At 43.3% G+C, this 19,213-nt stretch carries 16 protein-coding genes; 10 read left to right on the top strand and 6 right to left on the bottom strand.

The window, feature by feature from the left end:
- Nucleotides 1–77 precede the first annotated feature (77 nt).
- The 4 genes from A2W93_05165 to A2W93_05150 all read left to right on the top strand — a co-directional run bounded on the left by A2W93_05165 (nt 78) and on the right by A2W93_05150 (nt 5,643).
- The gene (locus A2W93_05165) at nt 78–533 is read left to right on the top strand and encodes a hypothetical protein (GenBank protein ID OFY56265.1); all 456 of its coding nucleotides are present in this window, start codon (nt 78–80) and stop codon (nt 531–533) included.
- A 65-nt stretch (nt 534–598) separates the two neighbouring features.
- Nucleotides 599–3,748 carry a hypothetical protein gene (locus A2W93_05160; protein OFY56264.1) on the top strand — a complete coding sequence of 1,050 codons (3,150 nt, stop codon included), beginning with the start codon at nt 599–601 and terminating at the stop codon, nt 3,746–3,748.
- 297 nt (nt 3,749–4,045) lie between these two features.
- Nucleotides 4,046–4,975, top strand: a complete 930-nt coding sequence (locus A2W93_05155) for a hypothetical protein (GenBank protein ID OFY56263.1) — start codon at nt 4,046–4,048, stop codon at nt 4,973–4,975.
- A 224-nt stretch (nt 4,976–5,199) separates the two neighbouring features.
- On the top strand, nt 5,200–5,643 hold the full coding sequence (locus A2W93_05150; protein ID OFY56262.1) for a hypothetical protein: 444 nt from the start codon (nt 5,200–5,202) through the stop codon (nt 5,641–5,643).
- 32 nt (nt 5,644–5,675) lie between these two features.
- On the opposite strand, the gene A2W93_05145 is transcribed toward A2W93_05150, so the two are convergent.
- Nucleotides 5,676–6,239: a DNA-3-methyladenine glycosylase gene (locus A2W93_05145; protein ID OFY56261.1), complete on the bottom strand. Its 564-nt coding sequence runs from the start codon at nt 6,237–6,239 to the stop codon at nt 5,676–5,678.
- 134 nt (nt 6,240–6,373) lie between these two features.
- On the opposite strand from A2W93_05145, the gene A2W93_05140 reads away from it, so the two are divergent.
- Nucleotides 6,374–8,119 (top strand): hypothetical protein, encoded by a 1,746-nt coding sequence (locus A2W93_05140; protein OFY56260.1) that lies wholly within the window; start codon nt 6,374–6,376, stop codon nt 8,117–8,119.
- 205 nt (nt 8,120–8,324) lie between these two features.
- Here A2W93_05140 and A2W93_05135 read toward each other — a convergent pair whose 3' ends face one another.
- Nucleotides 8,325–9,824 (bottom strand): hypothetical protein, encoded by a 1,500-nt coding sequence (locus A2W93_05135; GenBank protein ID OFY56259.1) that lies wholly within the window; start codon nt 9,822–9,824, stop codon nt 8,325–8,327.
- A gap of 75 nt (nt 9,825–9,899) precedes the next feature.
- On the opposite strand from A2W93_05135, the gene A2W93_05130 reads away from it, so the two are divergent.
- Genes A2W93_05130 through A2W93_05120 form a run of 3 tightly spaced genes read left to right on the top strand, consistent with a single transcriptional unit; the run spans nt 9,900 to nt 13,534 of the window.
- Nucleotides 9,900–11,855 (top strand): DNA primase, encoded by a 1,956-nt coding sequence (locus A2W93_05130; protein ID OFY56258.1) that lies wholly within the window; start codon nt 9,900–9,902, stop codon nt 11,853–11,855.
- A 33-nt stretch (nt 11,856–11,888) separates the two neighbouring features.
- On the top strand, nt 11,889–12,416 hold the full coding sequence (locus A2W93_05125; protein ID OFY56329.1) for a 5-formyltetrahydrofolate cyclo-ligase: 528 nt from the start codon (nt 11,889–11,891) through the stop codon (nt 12,414–12,416).
- 26 nt (nt 12,417–12,442) lie between these two features.
- Entirely contained in the window at nt 12,443–13,534 is a 1,092-nt protein-coding gene (locus A2W93_05120; GenBank protein ID OFY56257.1) for a hypothetical protein, read from the top strand.
- Between the two features lie 85 nt (nt 13,535–13,619).
- Here A2W93_05120 and A2W93_05115 read toward each other — a convergent pair whose 3' ends face one another.
- The gene (locus A2W93_05115; protein OFY56256.1) at nt 13,620–14,018 is read right to left on the bottom strand and encodes a hypothetical protein; all 399 of its coding nucleotides are present in this window, start codon (nt 14,016–14,018) and stop codon (nt 13,620–13,622) included.
- Between the two features lie 152 nt (nt 14,019–14,170).
- On the opposite strand from A2W93_05115, the gene A2W93_05110 reads away from it, so the two are divergent.
- On the top strand, nt 14,171–15,682 hold the full coding sequence (locus A2W93_05110; GenBank protein OFY56255.1) for a hypothetical protein: 1,512 nt from the start codon (nt 14,171–14,173) through the stop codon (nt 15,680–15,682).
- Here A2W93_05110 and A2W93_05105 read toward each other — a convergent pair.
- From A2W93_05105 to A2W93_05095, 3 genes are read right to left on the bottom strand one after another with little or no spacing between them, the layout of a single operon-like run.
- A complete protein-coding gene (locus A2W93_05105) occupies nt 15,679–16,551 on the bottom strand; it encodes a hypothetical protein (protein OFY56254.1) in 873 nt (290 codons plus the stop codon). The genes A2W93_05110 and A2W93_05105 overlap by 4 nt on opposite strands.
- Nucleotides 16,548–18,224 carry an ABC transporter ATP-binding protein gene (locus A2W93_05100; protein ID OFY56253.1) on the bottom strand — a complete coding sequence of 559 codons (1,677 nt, stop codon included), beginning with the start codon at nt 18,222–18,224 and terminating at the stop codon, nt 16,548–16,550. The genes A2W93_05105 and A2W93_05100 overlap by 4 nt, the downstream gene beginning before the upstream one ends.
- Before the next feature lie 43 nt (nt 18,225–18,267).
- Nucleotides 18,268–18,585 carry a hypothetical protein gene (locus tag A2W93_05095; GenBank protein OFY56252.1) on the bottom strand — a complete coding sequence of 106 codons (318 nt, stop codon included), beginning with the start codon at nt 18,583–18,585 and terminating at the stop codon, nt 18,268–18,270.
- A gap of 162 nt (nt 18,586–18,747) precedes the next feature.
- Between A2W93_05095 and A2W93_05090 the strand changes: the two genes are divergently transcribed.
- Complete coding sequence (locus A2W93_05090) at nt 18,748–19,137, top strand: hypothetical protein (GenBank protein OFY56328.1); 390 nt, start codon at nt 18,748–18,750, stop codon at nt 19,135–19,137.
- Nucleotides 19,138–19,213: the final 76 nt, after the last annotated feature.

Raw genomic sequence — 19,213 nt, 5'->3', positions numbered from 1 at the left:
TTTTATCCATTGGTCGAATATGCTCATTAATTCATTATTTTTGCAGCCATAAAACTATTAACTTAAAAACAAACCACATGGGAACAAAAAAATTAAGAGGCGGAGCTATTTTCCGCCTGAGATTTGGGATTGTGCCAGGCAGTTTGTTGGTCTTGTTCTTACTGAGCATATCAACAATAAATGTCAATGCACAGAATACTTTTAAACAAGGGGAACCACTGCAGGTAAAAACACAACAACCGTCTGAGCAGGTATCTGAAAAAGTTATCGTTGTGAAGAGCACCGAAGTAAAGGTTGAAAAAAGTCAAACACCTGAGTTCACAATTCCCTATCTCAATTACAAGGGAATTAGCAATTCTGAACAAGCAAAAGCCGAATGGATAAACGACAATCCGGAAGCGTATCAGGAATTGCTGAATCAAAGCACAGTGGAACAACCAGCCGTGAAAGAAATTCCGGTTGTACAATCAAATTCTGCTGCAAAACCTGTTCAGGGAACATCGGATGGCAATGCTCCAATAATTAATCAATAACACTACGAAAAATGAAAAAGAAAATCTACTCTTCATTTGCAAAAGTGTTTTATAGCGCTTTACTTGTGTTACTGGTCTTCATCTCAGAAACAGCACAGGCACAAACTCCCCAATACTATAATTATAACATTGTTGATGGTGCAAATTCTTATCCATTGAATCAGGTATTGGGACAGCGAGTACAGCTGCTCTACAGGGTAGGCGAATTCAATAATCCTACACCAGTGGTCCCTGGATACATAACCAGCATTGCAATAAAAATCGCATCAGGATACCCGCTCGGACCCTGGCAGTATAATGATTTCACAATCAAAATGGGACTGACCCCTCTTACAGATTTGCCAGCAGCAGATTTTTACACCGGTTCACTTTCAACCGTATATTTCAAAGACTCGGTTACCCTTACAGGCGTAGCAGGAGATTGGATGACCATACCACTGGATGTGCCTTTCTATTATAACAATACCCAGAGTCTGGTTGTGGAAGTTTCTCAGTCATCCATTGACGGCTCTGTTTCAGGGTACAGCTGGTCAAAAACAGATGGAGCCGGTTACTCAAGGGCTTTTTCAAGCCCTGGTGCGCCCAATACATTTTCAGGTGCCGATGCGAATCAATATCACATGGGACTGAATATGACTAAAAACGACTCCTGCATCAGAGCTGTAAACGTGCTGCCGGGAACCACCGTTTATGGTACTACTACGGGAGCATTGGCGCAAAGTGTTCCTGATTGCAATACTGTCCTTAGCACCGCTCCTGGAGTCTGGTTCAAATTTACATCTACTGGTCCGTTTTCAAATGTCAACACCTGCACAGGAACAAGTTTTGATTCAAAAATAGGTGTGTTTACAGGTGATTGTGATTCTCTGATTTGCATAGGTGGTAACGACGACAATTGCGGATTACAGTCCAGTGTGAATATCTGTTCGCAACCCGGTATTGAATATTTTGTTTATGTTACCGGATACAGTTCCTCAAACGGACCCTTCGGATTAACAGTCACAAGTGGCGTATCGGCACCTCCTGTTTTCTACTCAACGCCAACCACCTATGTCCAGGCGAGTGATCCGGATGAGTGTGGCGCTTTTGTTTATGTTTATACCCCTTATTATGGTGATGACTGCGGAGCAACCATCACCAATGATTACACTGGGACCGATGATGCCAGTGCTTTTTATCCGGTCGACACAACCTTGGTCACCTGGCAGCTGATTGATTCAGACAGCAATGTTGTATCGAATTATGTAGATACCATTGTTGTATCCGACGTTGGAGCTCCTGTACTCCATTGCCCGGCCGACGTTGTTCAGTCCACAGATCCCGGCACATGCGGTGCGATTGTAAATTACACTCCGCCGGTTGGAATTGACAATTGCGTAAATACTGTTGTGCCAATAGATCTGTATCATTCCAACACGCAAAACATCATTCAGGGAATAGCCTGTTCAAATGGCATTGTTGTTTTGCATAACAGACTTGCAGTTGTATTTGATCTTCCTGCATTGGGCTACCCCTCAGGTCTTCAAACCGACACTGTAGATTTTGCGATTTATCAAGCCACCTCACCAGTCGGATATCAGCCAGCAAAAATCAATCTCTATACCCTATCCGGCACAATGGATGTAGCAAACCTGACTCTTCTGGATTCTATGTCAATTCAGATTCCCAACTGTAATGACACAATTCTCTCTTATCCTTTCAGTACATTCGTTCCAGCTGGAGCTAGTCTTGTTTATGAAATTGAAGTTCAGGACGGAACAGATTCTAGTAACTACATGAGAATTGGAACAAATCTTGACGGCCAATCGACACCTTCATACATTCTGGCTGAAGACTGCGGTGTAAATAACTTCGCAGATCTCACCGCAGTGTGCTGCACAGATGCGTATGTGATGAATATTCATGGCGTGAGCGGTGGTGGGACTGCTCTGGTTTCAGGCATTGGTTCGGGCGGAGTATATCCTGTAGGAACCACTACCGATGTCTATCAGGCAAGCGATGCAGCCGGGAACGTAAGTACATGCTCAGTTAACATTACCGTTGTTGACGAAGAAGCCCCAGCTGTTACAGCTCCCGCGGATATTACAATCAATGCCGATTCCTGTGTTGTTCATAATGTTGGCTGCTCTGTGCAAAATGGTTTTGCAGGCGCCTTCGATCCTTACTATTGGAATTTTTATCAGATCAATGCTGACGGATACAGCGATATCAGCGGTGCTCCCGACACTATTTCAATGACTGGCGGAAACAACATGAGCGATAATGAAGGTTTCACCAATGCTTCAATCCCTGTAACATGCAATGGAAACATCACTTTCAACTGGGACTACATCGGTGGTGACAGTGCGCTCTACGATGTTCCTCAGTACAGTCTTACCGGTGGCGCACCCTACACATTGCTTCCCGGATTCTTTACCACTGGCCCCATAAATCAGTCGGGTACCGCTATCATTCCTGTTCAGGACGGGCAGACTTTTGTGCTAAGTCTTTATACGCACGACAACATGTATGGTGAAGCAACGCTGACGATTTCTGATTTCAGCGGACCTGCTACAGCGATGCCTGTTTTCAGCGATAATTGCGGCATTGAATCTGTCACCAGCAATCATCCTTCGTCGGAGTTCGAAGCGGGGGAAACTGTTGTAACCTGGACTGTAACTGACATTCACGGGAACACAACAAATACCGACCAGATTGTCACTGTCAACGAAAGCATTGACCCAGCAATAACATGTCCTTCAAATATTGAAATCACAACCACTTCATCGGTTGGAGAAATATATCTGTACAATGTAACAGCATCAGATAACTGCGCATTGATTGACCTAACTCAAACCGGAGGACTACCAAGTGGTTCACAATTCCCGATTGGTGTAACAACCAATTCGTGGACTGCAACTGATGCATCTGGAAACACAAGCTCCTGCTCGTTTACTGTTACCGTTTTAGACGTAACCAGTCTTGGCGAATCAGGCGAATCAGCTGTTAATGTATATCCGAATCCAGCCAGTGAAATTGTTTTTGCTGAATTACCCGAAGGTTTCACAGGTACAGTTGTCACCTTATACAGTGCTGAAGGCGCAGTTGTGAGGTCATACGGAGCATGCAACGAGAAACTTGTTCAATTCAACATTTCTGATCTGAGCGACGGCGTTTATTTTATGAAATTCGAAAATCAGAACACATCATTCTACAAAAAAGTGGTGAAAAACTAAGGCGATAAAACATCAGCCGATGAATTGACAACATTTTTTTCGATCTTAAAAACTCCCGTAATTGATTTTGCGGGAGTTTTTTTTTCAGATATTATTCCTGGCAAAATGAAATGATTGCAATACTTCATTACTCAATTACCTCATTCACATTTTCCCTTCAGCTCCTGTGGTAATACATGTATTCATGCGGCCTGCAAGAAGCCGAACATCAATATAAATACATGCAACGGATTTCAAATATTATGTACTTTTACAAACGATTTCATATGTTTTGAATCGGTTTTCTTTTTTGCTACCATGAATAAAAAACAACTTGAGGCCGAATATAAAAATCGGATTTTCCGCGCGACTGATTACATTGAATCGCACATCGATCATTCTTTTACACTGGAAGAATTATCGGCGGCGGCAGCCTTTTCCAAATTTCATTTCAACCGTATTTTCAAAGCATTAATTGGCGAAAGTCCTTTTCAATATATTCAACGTATCCGTCTAGAAAAATGTGCCGCAAATATGTTGTCAAATCCAAACGACAGCATAACCGAAATCGCTTTCAAATGGGGCTTTCAGGATATGTCGGTTTTTTCACGTTACTTTAAAAACTATTTCGGAGTTACGGCATCTGAATTTAAAAAACAAAAAAGCAATATCGGTCAAGCGGAAAGCAATATGCATCAATCCGGTTGCCGCAACACCGGGTACTTTTGTATTGACAAACCTATAAAACAAAGGAGGAAAACAATGAAACAAAACAAAAGTACTGAGGTGAAGGAATTTCTGGAAATGACGGTTGTATACGTCCGTCATATCGGACCCTACAAAGGCAATGATGATCTATTTTCCACCTTGTGGGGTAAGCTCTGTACCTGGGCTGCAGCACGCGATCTGCTGCAACAACCCGATCTAAAATTCCTGACTGTGTATCACGATGATCCTAAAATTACAGAAGAAAACAAACTCCGTATCAGCGTGTGTATGACGGTTCCGCCCGCCACAAAAACCGATGGCGAGTTCGGCAAAATGAAAATTGATGCCGGCAAATATGTGGTTGCACGTTTTGATCTTGGGTCCGAAGACTTTACCGAAGCATGGGACTGGGTCTATGGTTCATGGCTGCCCACCAGTGGCTATCAACCCGACGACCGGCCCTGTTTTGAAATTTATCCTGAGGAACCGAAAGACGGCAGATTTATCGTGGATATCTGCGTGCCGGTAAAACCATTGTAATTTTTTCAAAAAAATTTGCGGGGCTCAGGAAAAACAATTTTTGTCATTCTGAGCCCTGCCACTTTTACACCGAAAATTACTTCAAAAATCAAAAACCGCTAATCGCTAATTTTATATCAGGGGCTTTGTGCCATTGTGGCATTTTATAAGGCGGCCCTGATATTTATCATGTTTCTCTACAAAACAAGTCGGGATAGTAGAAATTGACGTATTTTTGCAACTTAATGAAAGATAGTAAAGCAAGATCCATCGTGAAAGGTATCAGTTGGCGCGTTGTCGCCAGCTTTGATACATTTGTGCTTGGATATATTATTTTTGGAAATGTAGCGCAGGCCTCTACTATTGCTGGTTTCGAAGTGCTCACGAAAATTCTGCTGTTCTTTTTTCACGAACGATTATGGAATGTCGTAAAAGCCGGCCGTCGCCCCGATGGCAGTGTTGCACCCTGGCGATCGCTTGTAAAAAGCATTTCTTATCGCTTTTGGGGGAGTCTCGACACAACGCTGCTTTCGTATCTGGTCACCGGAAACATAGGCCATTCCTTCATTCTGAGCGGAACCGAAGTGGTAACCAAAATCGGATTTTTCTATCTGCACGAACGTGTGTGGTCACATGTGAAGTGGGGTCGGATTTATGAAGATGCCGATGTAAAATTGCGCGATGTATAAAGCTGTGCAAAGTTTATAAACTTCGCATAACTTTAATATCGAAAGCACCCTTTCACATGATCATTCACCAGGCCGCAGGCCTGCAGATGGGCGTACACGATGGTGCTGCCGACAAATTTGAATCCGCGCTTTTTCAGATCTTTGCTAATGGCGTCGGAGAGCGGTGTTGAAGCTGGTATATCCGTCAGCAGTTTCAATTTTGAATGCACCGGCTTGTTGTCAACAAAGGCCCAGATATAGTTACAGAATGTTCCAAATTCTTTCCTGACTTCAATAAAAGCCTTTGCATTGGTCATGGCTGCGGCAATTTTCATTCTGTTGCGTATGATGCCGGCATCCTGCATTAGCAGATTGAAATCTTTTTCGGTGAATTTCGCCACCTTCTCGAAATCAAAGCCGGCAAAGGCTTTCCGGAAGTTTTCGCGCTTGCGCAAAATGGTGAGCCAGCTAAGTCCGGCCTGAAAAGTTTCGAGAATCAGAAACTCAAACATTTTATGGTCGTCGCGCACCGGCACGCCCCATTCTTCGTCGTGATATTGGATGTAGAGCGGATCGTTGGTGCTCCATGCGCAGCGTTGAATATCCTTTGCAGCCATATTTTTCTGTAAATATAAAAAAGATTACGCTGCGCGAAGTTTAAACTTCGCGCAGCGGAGTCTGTCACCTTTTTGCGGATTTCTTGTCTGATATATCGAAAACGCCTAATTTTGACACCTTTCAAACCAACTTCATGATCAAAATCGCTATTGTATGTTTTGCAGCCCTCCTGCTGGCACTGAATGCCGGAGCACAGGATCTGCCCAAAGGCATGACCGAAGAAGAAAAGGCCATGATGCCCTTTTATAAGTTTCCGCAAATGCGCAGCAGTATTACCACCCCGCCAACATGGACTCCCCGCGCCATGGCAGAATGGGAAGAAATTGATGTGTTATTGATTACATGGACATCCTACACTTCGGTGCTTCGGCAGATTGTCGATGCGGCTCAGGAAGAATGCACCGTGCTGATTGCATGTAATTCTCTTGACGGAGTTGATTCGACACAGGTAAAAAGCTATTTGACCTCTGGTGGCGTACCTTTAACCAATGTAAAATTCCTAACTGCTCGCTTTAACTCAGTCTGGATACGCGATTACGGTGCACACACCATCTATCAGAACGAAGTCGGCAATAATTATCTGGTCGATTGGGAATACAACCGATCATTTCGTCCTAGCGATGATACCATGGCGATTAAACACGCTGCCTGGGCCGGTCTCGATTTGTATTCCATGACCGTATCTCCCTGGGATTTTATCGCCACCGGAGGCAACCTGATGGTCGATGGATTTGGCACAGCCATGTCGAGCGAACTGATTGTGGATGAAAACCCATCGCATTCTGTTGCTGAAATAGATACCATCATGAAGCATTTTCTTGGAATCGACCAGTACGTGTTGTTCCCCACCCTGCCTTACGACGGCATACATCACATTGATATGCACATGAAACTGCTCGATGAAGAAACTATACTTGTAGGCCAGTATCCAAGTGGCATTTCGGACGGGCCCCAGATTGAAGCCAATCTGCAATGGCTGCTGAGTAACTATATGAGTTGTTATGGAACACCCTATAAAGTTGTGAGAATTCCGATGCCATCAAGTACTTCAGGTGGCTGGCCGTCTTCAGGTTCTTATTACAGAACTTATACAAACGGCGTTTTCGTAAACAAGGCATACATTTATCCAAGCTATTATGAAGAATATGATACGACTGCCTTTCGTATTTATTCAGAAGCTCTGCCCGGATATACCATTGTCCCGATTGATTGTGACCCCGACCCCATCAGTGCAAGCGGAGCCATTCATTGCATTACCAACTGCATCGGCAGTAATGACCCACTGCTGATATCGCATCAGCCGCTGGCCAGTACGCAAAGCGGTAGCAACGACTATCAGGTGAACGCCTATATCAAACACGAAAGCGGTATTGCAGCAGCCAATGTGTATTACAAAACGTCGCTGGCCGGATCATATGTCAGTGTGCCTATGAGCAGCACCGGAAGCGATAACTGGACAGGTCACATTCCTGTACAACCCGATGGCAGCACGGTGTATTATTATGTTCAGGCGCAGGCTGTGAGCGGTAAAACGCAGGTTCGTCCCATGCCGGCACCCGCAGGTTACTGGGAATTCAATTGTCAGAACTATGTCGGCATGGAAGAACAATTTGCAAGCGTCGGCATGGAAAGCATTTATCCGAATCCCGCAGCCTACCTCACCTGCATTCCTGTTGAATGCGGAAATGGCTTCACAGGCCGCCTTTCGATGATCGATGCCACAGGCCGCACAGTAAATGTCATTCACGAAGGCGAATTTGCAGCAGGTAAAAACAATTATTTTTTCAACGCCATTGGCTTTGAATCGGGGCTCTACATCATTCAGCTCGAAAGCGAAGAAAGTGTGCAACAACAGAAAGTGATTGTGAGAAACTTTTAATCAGTGGCCAGTGGCCAGTGGTCAGTGATGAGTGAAAAGTGAAAATAAAACTCACTACTGACTTGTTACCCTGAGACCCGCCGCTGTCATGCTGAGCCCCGCTGTCATATTGAGCGGAGTCGAAATATTGAAAGCGGGGTAAACTCCGTGAAGCACGAACAGCGGGATAAACTCCGTCGTAGGACACTACTGACTACTGTTTTTTCTACTTGATTTTTAAATAATTCACGTAGGATTCATTGTATTCCTCAATCATCAGACAGGCCAGATTGTGCAACAGCATAAAGTCAATTCCTGAATAATTCCCAAGCGACCAGTTTTCGCCCGATTGACCATTTTGCATATCAACAGTTGCGGACCACTTGAACTCGGCTGACCAGCCCGGCGTTTTCGGATATTTGCTATTTCCATATTGCCAGGTTCCATTGGTCGGAACCAGCTGCAGTTGTTCCTCCAGGCGTCTGAAGTTATACATGGACGAATCAATGGCAACATCGTTCAATGCTGCATGAAGCAACAAATAGAACGTGTCCCAATGATAATCCGAAGCCATGTTTTTTAATAGTTTTGGTACATTGCGGCTGGTTCTCGATGCGCCTGAAACCGACATTGCCTCTGCCATTAAAAAACGAAGTATCCGGTAATCAGCATTTCCAATTCCGCTCAGGCATGCCAGCTCGGCCCCCTCGTATGCATCGCGGCACCAGGGCGCTTTTACAATGGCCGGATAATGTTTTTTTAGAAATTCTTTTCCGGCAATTTTATAGGCCAGCGATTTCATGGCGTAAGCATATGCCCGGCCATCTGCGCCGTTTTCATTACCCATGCGTGTTCCATCAGGAAATAAAGGCCGCCACCAGAGCGTCTTTCGACTGCCACACATAAAATTAATCATTCGTAACATCTGATCACGGGCGGTGTTGCGTATAATTGTATCATCGACATACTGAAACGTTAACGCTAATCCAACCAAAGACCCCAGCACTTCATCCTGCGACGTAAATTTCTGGTTTTTATAATAGTGCTTGTAATCATCATTCTGTCTGGTGAAAGAAGCTTCATCCGGATGACTCTTTTCCCTTTTTGTGAAAAAATATCCATCCTTCGATTCATACATTTTCAAAGCTTCGACAGCATGATTCTGAATCAGAGAGGGCACCCCATACTCTTGACGATCAACCCGCCACGAAAAATAATCACTGTCATTCAAACCATTATTCAACTGTGTTGAAAAAACGCGGGAAAGCACAGGTGGCGCATCTTCACGCACAAAAAATCCATCGAGCGTATCTTTTCGAAACCACGGAGGACCGCTCTCACAGCGGTCGGTGCGATCAAAAGCATTGAGCACTATCCGAATCTGAGCTAAGGTGTTTTCGGCGGATATCAGGTCTCCAGCCTGTTTCAGCAGTGCATATTCCGTAGCCAGAGACCCGAGCAGGTAACCCGTTCGCGTATGAGTCTGACCAAACGTGATACTGTAATGATAATCCACTTCGTCACCAGAAGGATAAACGCCATCGGGATCGGCCCAAACATCGCGGTTGCGGATATTGGCGAGCAAGCCCCCGCCGGGCTCGTTCGAAAAAACCACAAAATAATTCAACCGCCCGCGATACCGAAAATATTTCTCATGCACAGAAACCGAATCCTGCGCCTGAACATTGTCTGCCACAACAAACAATACAAAAAAAGAAAATATCACGAGGCGAATACTTATCAACAAAACAGCTCCTAATTTTTATGTACCCGAAATTAATCATATTTTTGTAATCACATCATGATTCGTCGCGAAGATATATTACGCATTATGGATGCCGTGCGCATCGAAGACGTGGTTGGAGAATACCTGTCGCTCAAAAAGCGCGGCTCCAACCTGATCGGATTATGTCCGTTCCATAATGAGAAAACGCCCTCGTTCAACGTTTCGCCTTCCCTCAATATCTTCAAATGTTTTGGATGCGGCAAAGCTGGCAATGCGGTGAATTTTCTGATGGAATACGAGCATTACACCTATCCCGAAGCACTTCGCAAGCTCGCTGGCAAATTCGGAGTTGAGATCGTTGAGGAAGAAGTTGACGACGATTACAAAGAAAAAAAGACCGAAGAAGATCAGGCTTATTTCGTTCATGAATTTGCACATAAATGGTTCGAAAAACAGCTTTGGGAAACCAAAGAGGGAATGTCGGTCGGATTAAGCTATTTTCATGAACGTGGTCTGAGCGATGCTGTTATAAAAAAATTCGGACTCGGCTATTCGCCTCAGTCCTACACTGCCTTTGCTGATCATGCACGCAGCGAAGGTTTTGACAAAGAAACACTGGCTAAAAACGGGCTCATCAGCGGTGAAAGCGGCAGCGACCGCTTCAGAGATCGCATTATCTTCCCGATTTTCAGCATCAGCGGACGAGTGATCGCATTCGGAGGCCGCACCCTGCGCTCCGATGCAAAGATTGCCAAATATGTCAATTCGCCGGAGACGCCGATATATCACAAAAGCAATGTCCTTTACGGTATTCATTTAGCCAAAAACAGCATCATCAGCCAGAATGAGTGCTATCTGGTGGAAGGCTACATGGATGTGATTGCCATGGTTTCGGCGGGTATAAACAATGTGGTGGCATCTAGCGGGACCAGCCTCACCGGCGAACAGATCCGCATGATACGCCGCTATTCCACCAATGTGTGTATTTTATACGATGGTGATCTGGCTGGCATCAAGGCCTCTTTCCGCGCTATCGACATGCTGCTGGCCGAAGGGCTGGATGTGCGTGTGATTTTGTTCCCTGATAAGGAAGATCCGGATTCGTATTCACGAAAATATTCCGCCAAAGCGCTGATGGATTTTCTGGCAAACAACAAAAAATCATTCATAGAGTTTAAAGCTGAAATCTTGTTTTCTGAAGCTGGAAATGATCCTTTAAAAAGAGCTAGTGTAAGAAAAGATATTGTTCAAAGCATTTCTCAAATACCGAATAGTTTTGCACGACAAGAATTAGTTGATAGATGTTCTACAATATTAAGTGTTGAAACAAAAGATTTAGTTGGAGAATTGAACTACATTCTAACCAACAAGGAACAACGTGTAAACAAGCAGCTATTAAACAACTTAGAAATTGAAGAAGAAGCTCCTGAAAGGCAACAACCCATTTCAGGAACAGACCGTCAGGAAGAATCGGAAAAAAACATTTTACGAATGATCCTTCTTTTCGGTGATAAAACCCTGCGTTTTCAGGTAGAAGACCCAGACCTGAAGATTACTGAAATTGTTGAAAAAACTGTTGCCCGATATATTTTTGAAGAGCTTGAAGATGATTCCATGAAGCTGACCATTCCAAAGCTCATGCGTATTTATGATATCTGCAAAGTTCAGACACAGACCGATGGAGTGAGCAATACAAGCCGGGTTCTGAACATGCTTGACCCAAACCTGACCAACTCTGCTGCCGATATTATGAATAGTGTTTATTCACTCAGCCCCAACTGGGAGAAAAAACACGGTATTTATATTCAACACGCCGAAAACGACAATAGCATTCTAATCAGCGAAGTTGACAGCACCATTCTGGAATTCAAACATCTGATGCTTATGCGTGAAATGGACGCAATCAGACGTAAGCTTCAGGAAAAAAACAGTGAGGAAGATGAGATTTTACTTGTTCATCAGTTTCAACTCTACAAAATAATTGATATAGAGATCGAGAAACGAATCCGGCAGCGTGTTATCAATAAATAATGAGTGATGGTAAATGAGGAAAAAAGCTTAGTAATGGAAGCCAAGAAAGCGCTTCGTCGTCAGATGCGGGCTGTGAAAGCCACTTTGAGTGATGAAGAAAAGATTTCTAAATCAAAACTGATTTTTGAATACATCGAAAAACAGCCATGGTTCATCGATGCGGGGATTGTGATGTGCTACTGGAGTTTGCCCGACGAAGTCATTACACATGAATTCTGCAAAAAATGGATGAATAAAAAAATCATGTTGCTTCCGCGAATGGTTGGACCCGACATCATTCCGGTAGTCTTCGACGGCAATCTGATTAAAGAACCAATTCTCGGTGTAGAAGAGCCACAAGGTTTAGAATACAGACAGACTGACATGATAAATGTCATTATTGTTCCCGGAGTCGCTTTCGACTCTTTCGGAAACCGCATGGGCAGAGGAAAGGGGTACTATGATAAATTTCTCCGTAAAACTAAGGCGCTAAAAGTTGGCGTATGTTTTGCGGAGCAGGTCGCCGCTGAAATACCAACCGATCATCATGACCTTCCGATGGATCTGGTTATATCGTTTTAGTATATTTACATTTTAAATTGCCAAGCATGAAATCTTTTGCCGGACTATTTTTAATTCTCTTCTTCGTTTTTTCTGTCAATGCTCAGGTTAAAACGAAAATCAGCGGATCTTTTACCGCTGCGACAACAGCAACAACCATAACCCTGGAAAATTTTCTTACACCTGCTTCTTTTTCGTTAAGCGCGGATATCAAAGATGGAAAATTTTCGATGGAATTCGATTGTGAGCGCGAAGATATTTTCAAGCTACAATTCACGCAGAAAAACTATGTCGCCATTATTATTAAACCTGGCGATAAAATATCCCTAAAACTCAATCCTGAAGCACTTGGGAGCAACCCTGAAGTTGAAGGATCCGAACAAACAAAGCGGATATATAACACCGAATCTCAGCTTTCCAAAATTGCAATAAGTCAGGACAGTCTGAACACTGTGTATGGCACATTAAGTCCAACTGATGCCGTTCGAAAAAAAGAAGTTGAAGACCGTTACAACCAACTTGATCTCCAAAAAAACACCTTGCTTTTCAATGTAGTTTCAGCCAACAAGGGCGATCTGGTGAATATGTTTTTTGTTGAACGTTTGAATATTGATCAATACTATGAATTGTATGCCGCAGTTGATTCAGCTGTATATGAAAAGTACAAATACAATCCGGCTGTTGTGGGCCTCCATAGCAAAGTGAACTCAAATAAAATTACTGCCGTTGGCTCGAATGCTCCCGAAATCAAACTCCCCAAACCAGAGGGCGACACGATGAGCTTATATGATGTACAAGGAAAAGTAATTATTATTGATTTCTGGGCATCATGGTGCCGTCCATGCCGCATGGAAAACCCCAACATGACCAGTCTTTATGCAGATTATCATGCTAAAGGTCTCGAAATTTTCGGAGTATCTCTCGACAAGGATAAAGCAGCCTGGATCAAAGCCATCGCCGACGACAAGCTGATCTGGCATCATGTGAGCGATCTGAAATACTGGCAGAGCGAAGCTGCGAAACTCTATGGAGTTGGCTCCATTCCAGCTATGTTTGTGCTCGATGGTGATTTTAAAATCATTGCAAAGAATCTGCGCGGTGATCAGCTGAGAGCTTTTGTAGCATCGAAGCTGAACTAATGTTTGTTCTCGCGCGAAAACAAAACTATAACTAAAAAAGCACGGACAAATCATCCGTGCTTTTTAGTTGCTCAAAGATGTTATCTTATTTGAACAATCCTGTCAAGGCGCTCAGATCAAAACCTGAATTATCGTCTTTATCAACTTTTCCGTTTGGTGTAAGTTTATCTACCACCTGAGGCAGAATTTCCGATATTTTTGAAGATGCCGTTTTCGGATCAATACCTGCTTTTTTTGCAATCTCTGCGATTTTACCATCACCAAGCACACTGCTGATCTGATCGGCCGAAACAGGTTTGTTTTCGCCTTTACCGACCCACGAGCCAACAATATCGCCCAGCCCGCCGGAGGTGAATTTTTCAACCAGCCCACCCAATCCTTTATTGTTTCCGCCAACGAGGCCCATAATTGAGTCCATCAGACCGCCACCCTGCGAATTGCCTTCGCCACCGGTTACGGATTTTAAAAGGTCATCTAATCCCATGATGTAAATTTTTAATGATTAAAAAATAATTGTTCCTAACAAATATACAAAAAAATACTGTGAGATCAAACAACCAAAAACGTCTGTAAATCAAAGATATTGTATTTGAAATTTTCAAATGCAAATTCGTTCATCTAAGCAAATTTGATTTTATGAGCCGACACATTGTCAAAATTCTGATTATCGTTTTGTCTGCAGCTGCATTCACAATATTGTTTTACAGAGCCGGACTGGGACTCAATCTTGTTGTTTTTGAAGCCATAATGGCCTTGATGAGCTGTTTTTTATTTCGCAAATCAACGAAGCGTAATCATGTATGGTATCTCTTTCAGCTGTTGTTGCTGATCTCTGTTGTTTCCGTCCTGATCACACACACCGCTTACGCAATCACAATAAACATATTTCTTTTTCTTCAGTTCATGGCCATGCAATTATGGCCGGCAGCCGCCCGGATACATCTCTTGTCGCTTATTACACCGTTGAATATTTTTCCGTCTTTGTCAAAAGGATTTCTTGCAATCACAAAAATCAGAAAACCAACCATCTTCCAAAAATGGCCGGGAGTGTGGCTTACAGTGGCTTCATTACTGGTTATCTGGCTTTTTATTTCACTGTATTCTGCGTCCAATAATTATTTTTCAAAACTGGTCGGAAAAGTTTCCTCTTTTGTTTCTGATATTTTCAACACACTTTTCAATTTCGAAAATGCCGATATATTAATATATGTTTTAATGGGGTTGATCATCGCAGCAGCATTACTTATCAGAACAGACATTGCAGAGAAACTGAATATTACCAATCATCCTGGAATAAACCTCATCAGAAAAAAAGGAAATATTCTGTTTAAAAGTTCATTCAAAGGGTTTATGAAATGGTTCAGGACCGGCGTTTTTCTAATGTTTGCTCTGAATTTCCTGATTCTCATTTTCAACTATCTTGACCTCCGTCATGTCTGGTTTGGTTTTGAATGGAACGGACAACTGCTTCGCGAATTTGTTCATGAAGGCACATGGACATTGGTCTTCTGCGTGGCTCTGTCGGCAGTTCTTGCACTGCTGTTTTTCAACGGCAAAATTCCTTTTTATTCAAAAAACAAAATTCTGAAATTGCTCGTAAAAATTTGGGTAGCTCAGAATATTTTTATGATTGCTTCCGTATTTATCCGTAATCTGCGTTACGTCGAATACTACAACCTGGCTTCGCTAAGGATTGGTGTATTCATTTTTCTGATAATTGCCGTTTTTGCTCTTATCGCGCTACTGATGAAAATTAATTATGGCAGAAACATGTTCTGGCTTTTAAAAAATGTGTTTGTATTTACTTCCATAATTCTCACTATTTCGTCAGCGCCCGACTGGAACCGCGTGATAATGCGATACAACATCAGCCATAGGAATTCCGCCTACTTTCATCACGATTACATGGTTATGCTCCCTCACTGCATCGACATTCTGCATGAAAACAGAAACCTCTTTGATTATCCATACAACTGCAGTCGTTATCATTCATACACCGGAGACATATATGGATATAATAGTGTTACTAATTATGATGAAATCATTGACCTCAGAATGGAGGCTGTTCACACAGTAATCAGTGATAAAGACTGGCGTGAATGGAATTATGCCGATTTCAGAATCTTGCGATATCTCGAAAATCACTAGAACATACTGCATAAAGCAGCAGACAGCTTCTTAATCGCAGTTATTCGGCCATCCTCATCCAGATTGGCCGGCGGGCCATATGGAGTGTTGTTGACATCAACCACATAAATGCGGCCATCATCGCGGTTGCGCAACACATCCACTTCTCCAAAATCGAGTCCGATGATTCGTGCAAATTCAAGAATTTTCTGCTGTTCATCTGCACTGAGAATTTCATCCGGCTGCTTTAGCAAAACTTTGTTTGCCTTCGTTTCAAACCGGCTCTCCGGACTTTTCAGCTTAATGTACACAAACGGAATTCCGCCTGCAGCAACAGGTACACGAATGTCTTCGAAAAAGCCATCTTCCGTTTTATTGTTGATGACAATCTGATAAATACAATTTTCTTCAACTTTTTCAACCGGACATTGCACAATCTCGCCGCTGTGGGTGGCGTTCCATTCGCTTTTCAACACAGCAGGACCATTGTGCAACACAGGATTGATGCGGGTTTTGAAACCGAACACTTCATATACAAATTCATCAATGTAGGTCTTCATGATGTTGTTTGAATGAAGATTCAACACAGGAATATTTTTTGAATGTTCGATCAAAACCGGAAAATCATCACGCAGGGTGCTGTCCTGCCACGCCACAGCAAAGTCACATCTTTTTTTTGGATTATTAGTTAGTACCCAACGATTGTATTTCGCAATTTTATAAATAATGCTTTTGCTTCCAGGCAACTCAGGATACGTCAGCACACGCGTAACCCGCCCTGAATAAGCGATTCGCGACTTTAATCCTGCTACACAATATCTGAACTCCTTTCCGAGGGCTTCGAAGAAGGAGAGTTTGGTGGGGTAATAATTATTCAACAACTTTTTCATTCAATCACCGGAATAGAATCAATCAATGTTTTTGTGTAGTCCTGCTGCGGGTTTTCGATGACTTCGCGGGTAGCACCCGATTCGACAATTTTTCCTTTGTTCATAACCATAATGCGGTCGGACATGTAGCCAACCACGTTCATATCGTGCGAAATGAAAACATAGGTGAAACCGAATTCATCTTTCAGATCGTTGAACAGATTGAGCACCTGCGCCTGCACACTCACATCGAGGGCAGAGACCGATTCGTCGCAGAAAACTATTTCAGGTTTGAGCACGAGTGCGCGTGCAATCACAATTCGCTGTCGCTGTCCGCCACTGAACTGATGTGGATATTTTTTTAAATCATCGGCCGAAAGTCCGGTTTTTTCAAGAATATTAACCGCATAATCTATCCGCTCACGCTTATTTGAAAAAATGCGATGTTCCTTCATCGGCTCCAGCAGCGCATCTCGAACAGAAAGCGTTGGCGTAAGCGACGAATAGGGGTCCTGAAACACAATCTGCATGCGGGTTCGCAGATGTCGCATTTTGTTACCAGAAAGTTGTGTCAGATCCAGCCCATCAAATAATACTTTTCCCGAAGTGGGTTTGATCAGCTGCAGCATGGCGCGAATCAGAGTCGATTTACCGCATCCCGATTCGCCCACAAGGCCCAGCGTTTCACCTTTAAACAGGGACAAAGAAATATTATCATTGGCGCGGAACCAGGCATCGGAACTGCTTCGGCTGCGCCTTCCCAATGCATAATGCACACTGAGATTTTCAACTTTAAGAATTTCTTCATTGCTAAATAACCGCTCGGGATGCAGCGTTGAAGCGTCAACATCGGATTGCCGGACATAATCGCTCACTGTTGGCAGTCGCACCGGGTTATTTCCAAGCTTAGGCCTGCAGGCGATCAACGCTTTTGTATAATCGTGTGCGGGATTGGAGAAAATATTCTCCACTTCGCCCTGTTCAACGGCAACTCCTTTATTCATCACCAGCACATGATCGGCAATGGTGCGAACCAAAGCAAGGTCATGCGAAATAAAAATGACCGATGTGCCGGACTCACTTTGCAGATCGCGGATCAGTTGAATAATTTCTTTCTGCACCGTTACGTCAAGTGCTGTGGTTGGCTCATCGGCAACAAGAATGCGCGGATGTGTTGACATGGCCATGGCAATCATCACGCGCTGTCGCTGACCGCCCGACAACTGATGCGGATAAGATTCGAATATTTTTTGCGGATCGGGCAATTTTACTTTTTCGAACAGCTGCAGTATTTGTCTGGCAGCTTCACGTTTCCGCAAGCGCAAATGATACCGCAACGGTTCGATGGCTTGCAGTCCGCATTTCATGGACGGGTTAAGAGAACTGAGCGGATCCTGAAAAATCATTGAGATTTCATTTCCGCGGATTTTATTGAGTTGTTTAATATTCAATGCAGCCAGATCGGTTTGCATTGCATTATTTCTGGAATATAAAATCTTCCCTGCCGCTGTAATGTTTTTGACTTCAGGCAGCAGACCAATCAGCGACAGAGCTGTTAAAGACTTTCCCGAGCCACTCTCACCGACAATTCCCAACACCTGGCCTTTTTTGAGATTAAATGAAACGTCATTGACCGCTTTCGCATTTCCGAAAGAAACAGTTAAGTTCCGAACACTGAGCAACGGGATTTCCATGCCTGCAAAAATAAGAAAGGGCTGCGAGCAGCCCTTTTATTTATTATCCTTTATTACGTTCCTGTTTGTAGCCGAACCAATCTCTGAACCAGCGTTTTACGAAGAACTCTTTTTTGTGATCACGATTCCGCTTGGCTGAATGAAGCGCCTGTCGCATAGATTTGCGGGTATCCTTGGTCTGCGACTTCATGTGGTTCTTAAGTGCTTTCTGATACAATACCGTATCATTACGCGAACGCTTTTTCTTCTCGCGCTGAATCTGCCGCTCCCTGTTATTGGTGTTCGAAGTGCGACATGATTGAATTGTTGCAGCCGGAGCCAGCAACAATAACATTAGCACAATATATTTCAGAATTCTCATGTGTGAAAAGATGCTGATGAAAGAACTTCAAAGGGCGAAAATACAACTTTTTTTTCTATTTGACCGGTTATGGGAAAGATTTATGAAAAAGTTTTTCACTATCTTTGGTGTATAAATAATGAACGGAATCCGGGCATGAAATATTTTGTCGCTTTAGTATTAATTGCTTCATTTATTTTTTCTTCGTGTGAAAAAGACGAAGACCGAATTCCGTATGTACCTGTAAATATATATATAGACATTAACAATGCAAACTACAACGACCTGAATGCAATCGGAGGCTATATTTATCTGACAGGCGGCTACAAGGGACTTATCGTCTACCGCGCTTCCTACGAGTCATTTGTTGCCATAGAGCGGGCCTGCCCCTATCACCCAAATGGTGATTGTGAAAGGCTTGTAGTAGAATCCTCCGGGCTGACTATTTCCGATTCTGTTTGCGGGTCACGTTTTATCATCACCGATGGCAGCGTTGTGAATGGTCCGTCAAAAAGACCAGCCCTGACCTACAATACGTTGTATGATGGATTTTACATCCGTATATATAATTGAATCCGGTTTGCATATTGTTTAAAACTATTCAATCCGGTTTTTTTGTGCGGAAAAAATTTGCTGTACTTTTGAACCC

The organism is Bacteroidetes bacterium GWF2_43_63, from assembly GCA_001769275.1.
GTDB lineage: Bacteria > Bacteroidota > Bacteroidia > Bacteroidales > DTU049 > GWF2-43-63.
The sequence above is the reverse complement of the archived record's forward strand: the minus strand, read 5'-3'. Positions and strand labels throughout refer to the sequence as shown.

Coding starts and splice junctions, on each gene's coding strand:
- A2W93_05140 (OFY56260.1), top strand. CDS start 6,374: ATGATCAAAATCGCTATTGTATGTTTTGCAGCCCTCCTGCTGGCACTG.
- A2W93_05130 (OFY56258.1), top strand. CDS start 9,900: ATGATTCGTCGCGAAGATATATTACGCATTATGGATGCCGTGCGCATC.
- A2W93_05145 (OFY56261.1), bottom strand. CDS start 6,239: ATGGCTGCAAAGGATATTCAACGCTGCGCATGGAGCACCAACGATCCG.
- A2W93_05110 (OFY56255.1), top strand. CDS start 14,171: ATGAGCCGACACATTGTCAAAATTCTGATTATCGTTTTGTCTGCAGCT.
- A2W93_05115 (OFY56256.1), bottom strand. CDS start 14,018: ATGGGATTAGATGACCTTTTAAAATCCGTAACCGGTGGCGAAGGCAAT.
- A2W93_05150 (OFY56262.1), top strand. CDS start 5,200: ATGAAAGATAGTAAAGCAAGATCCATCGTGAAAGGTATCAGTTGGCGC.
- A2W93_05125 (OFY56329.1), top strand. CDS start 11,889: ATGGAAGCCAAGAAAGCGCTTCGTCGTCAGATGCGGGCTGTGAAAGCC.
- A2W93_05100 (OFY56253.1), bottom strand. CDS start 18,224: ATGGAAATCCCGTTGCTCAGTGTTCGGAACTTAACTGTTTCTTTCGGA.
- A2W93_05120 (OFY56257.1), top strand. CDS start 12,443: ATGAAATCTTTTGCCGGACTATTTTTAATTCTCTTCTTCGTTTTTTCT.
- A2W93_05095 (OFY56252.1), bottom strand. CDS start 18,585: ATGAGAATTCTGAAATATATTGTGCTAATGTTATTGTTGCTGGCTCCG.
- A2W93_05155 (OFY56263.1), top strand. CDS start 4,046: ATGAATAAAAAACAACTTGAGGCCGAATATAAAAATCGGATTTTCCGC.
- A2W93_05105 (OFY56254.1), bottom strand. CDS start 16,551: ATGAAAAAGTTGTTGAATAATTATTACCCCACCAAACTCTCCTTCTTC.
- A2W93_05165 (OFY56265.1), top strand. CDS start 78: ATGGGAACAAAAAAATTAAGAGGCGGAGCTATTTTCCGCCTGAGATTT.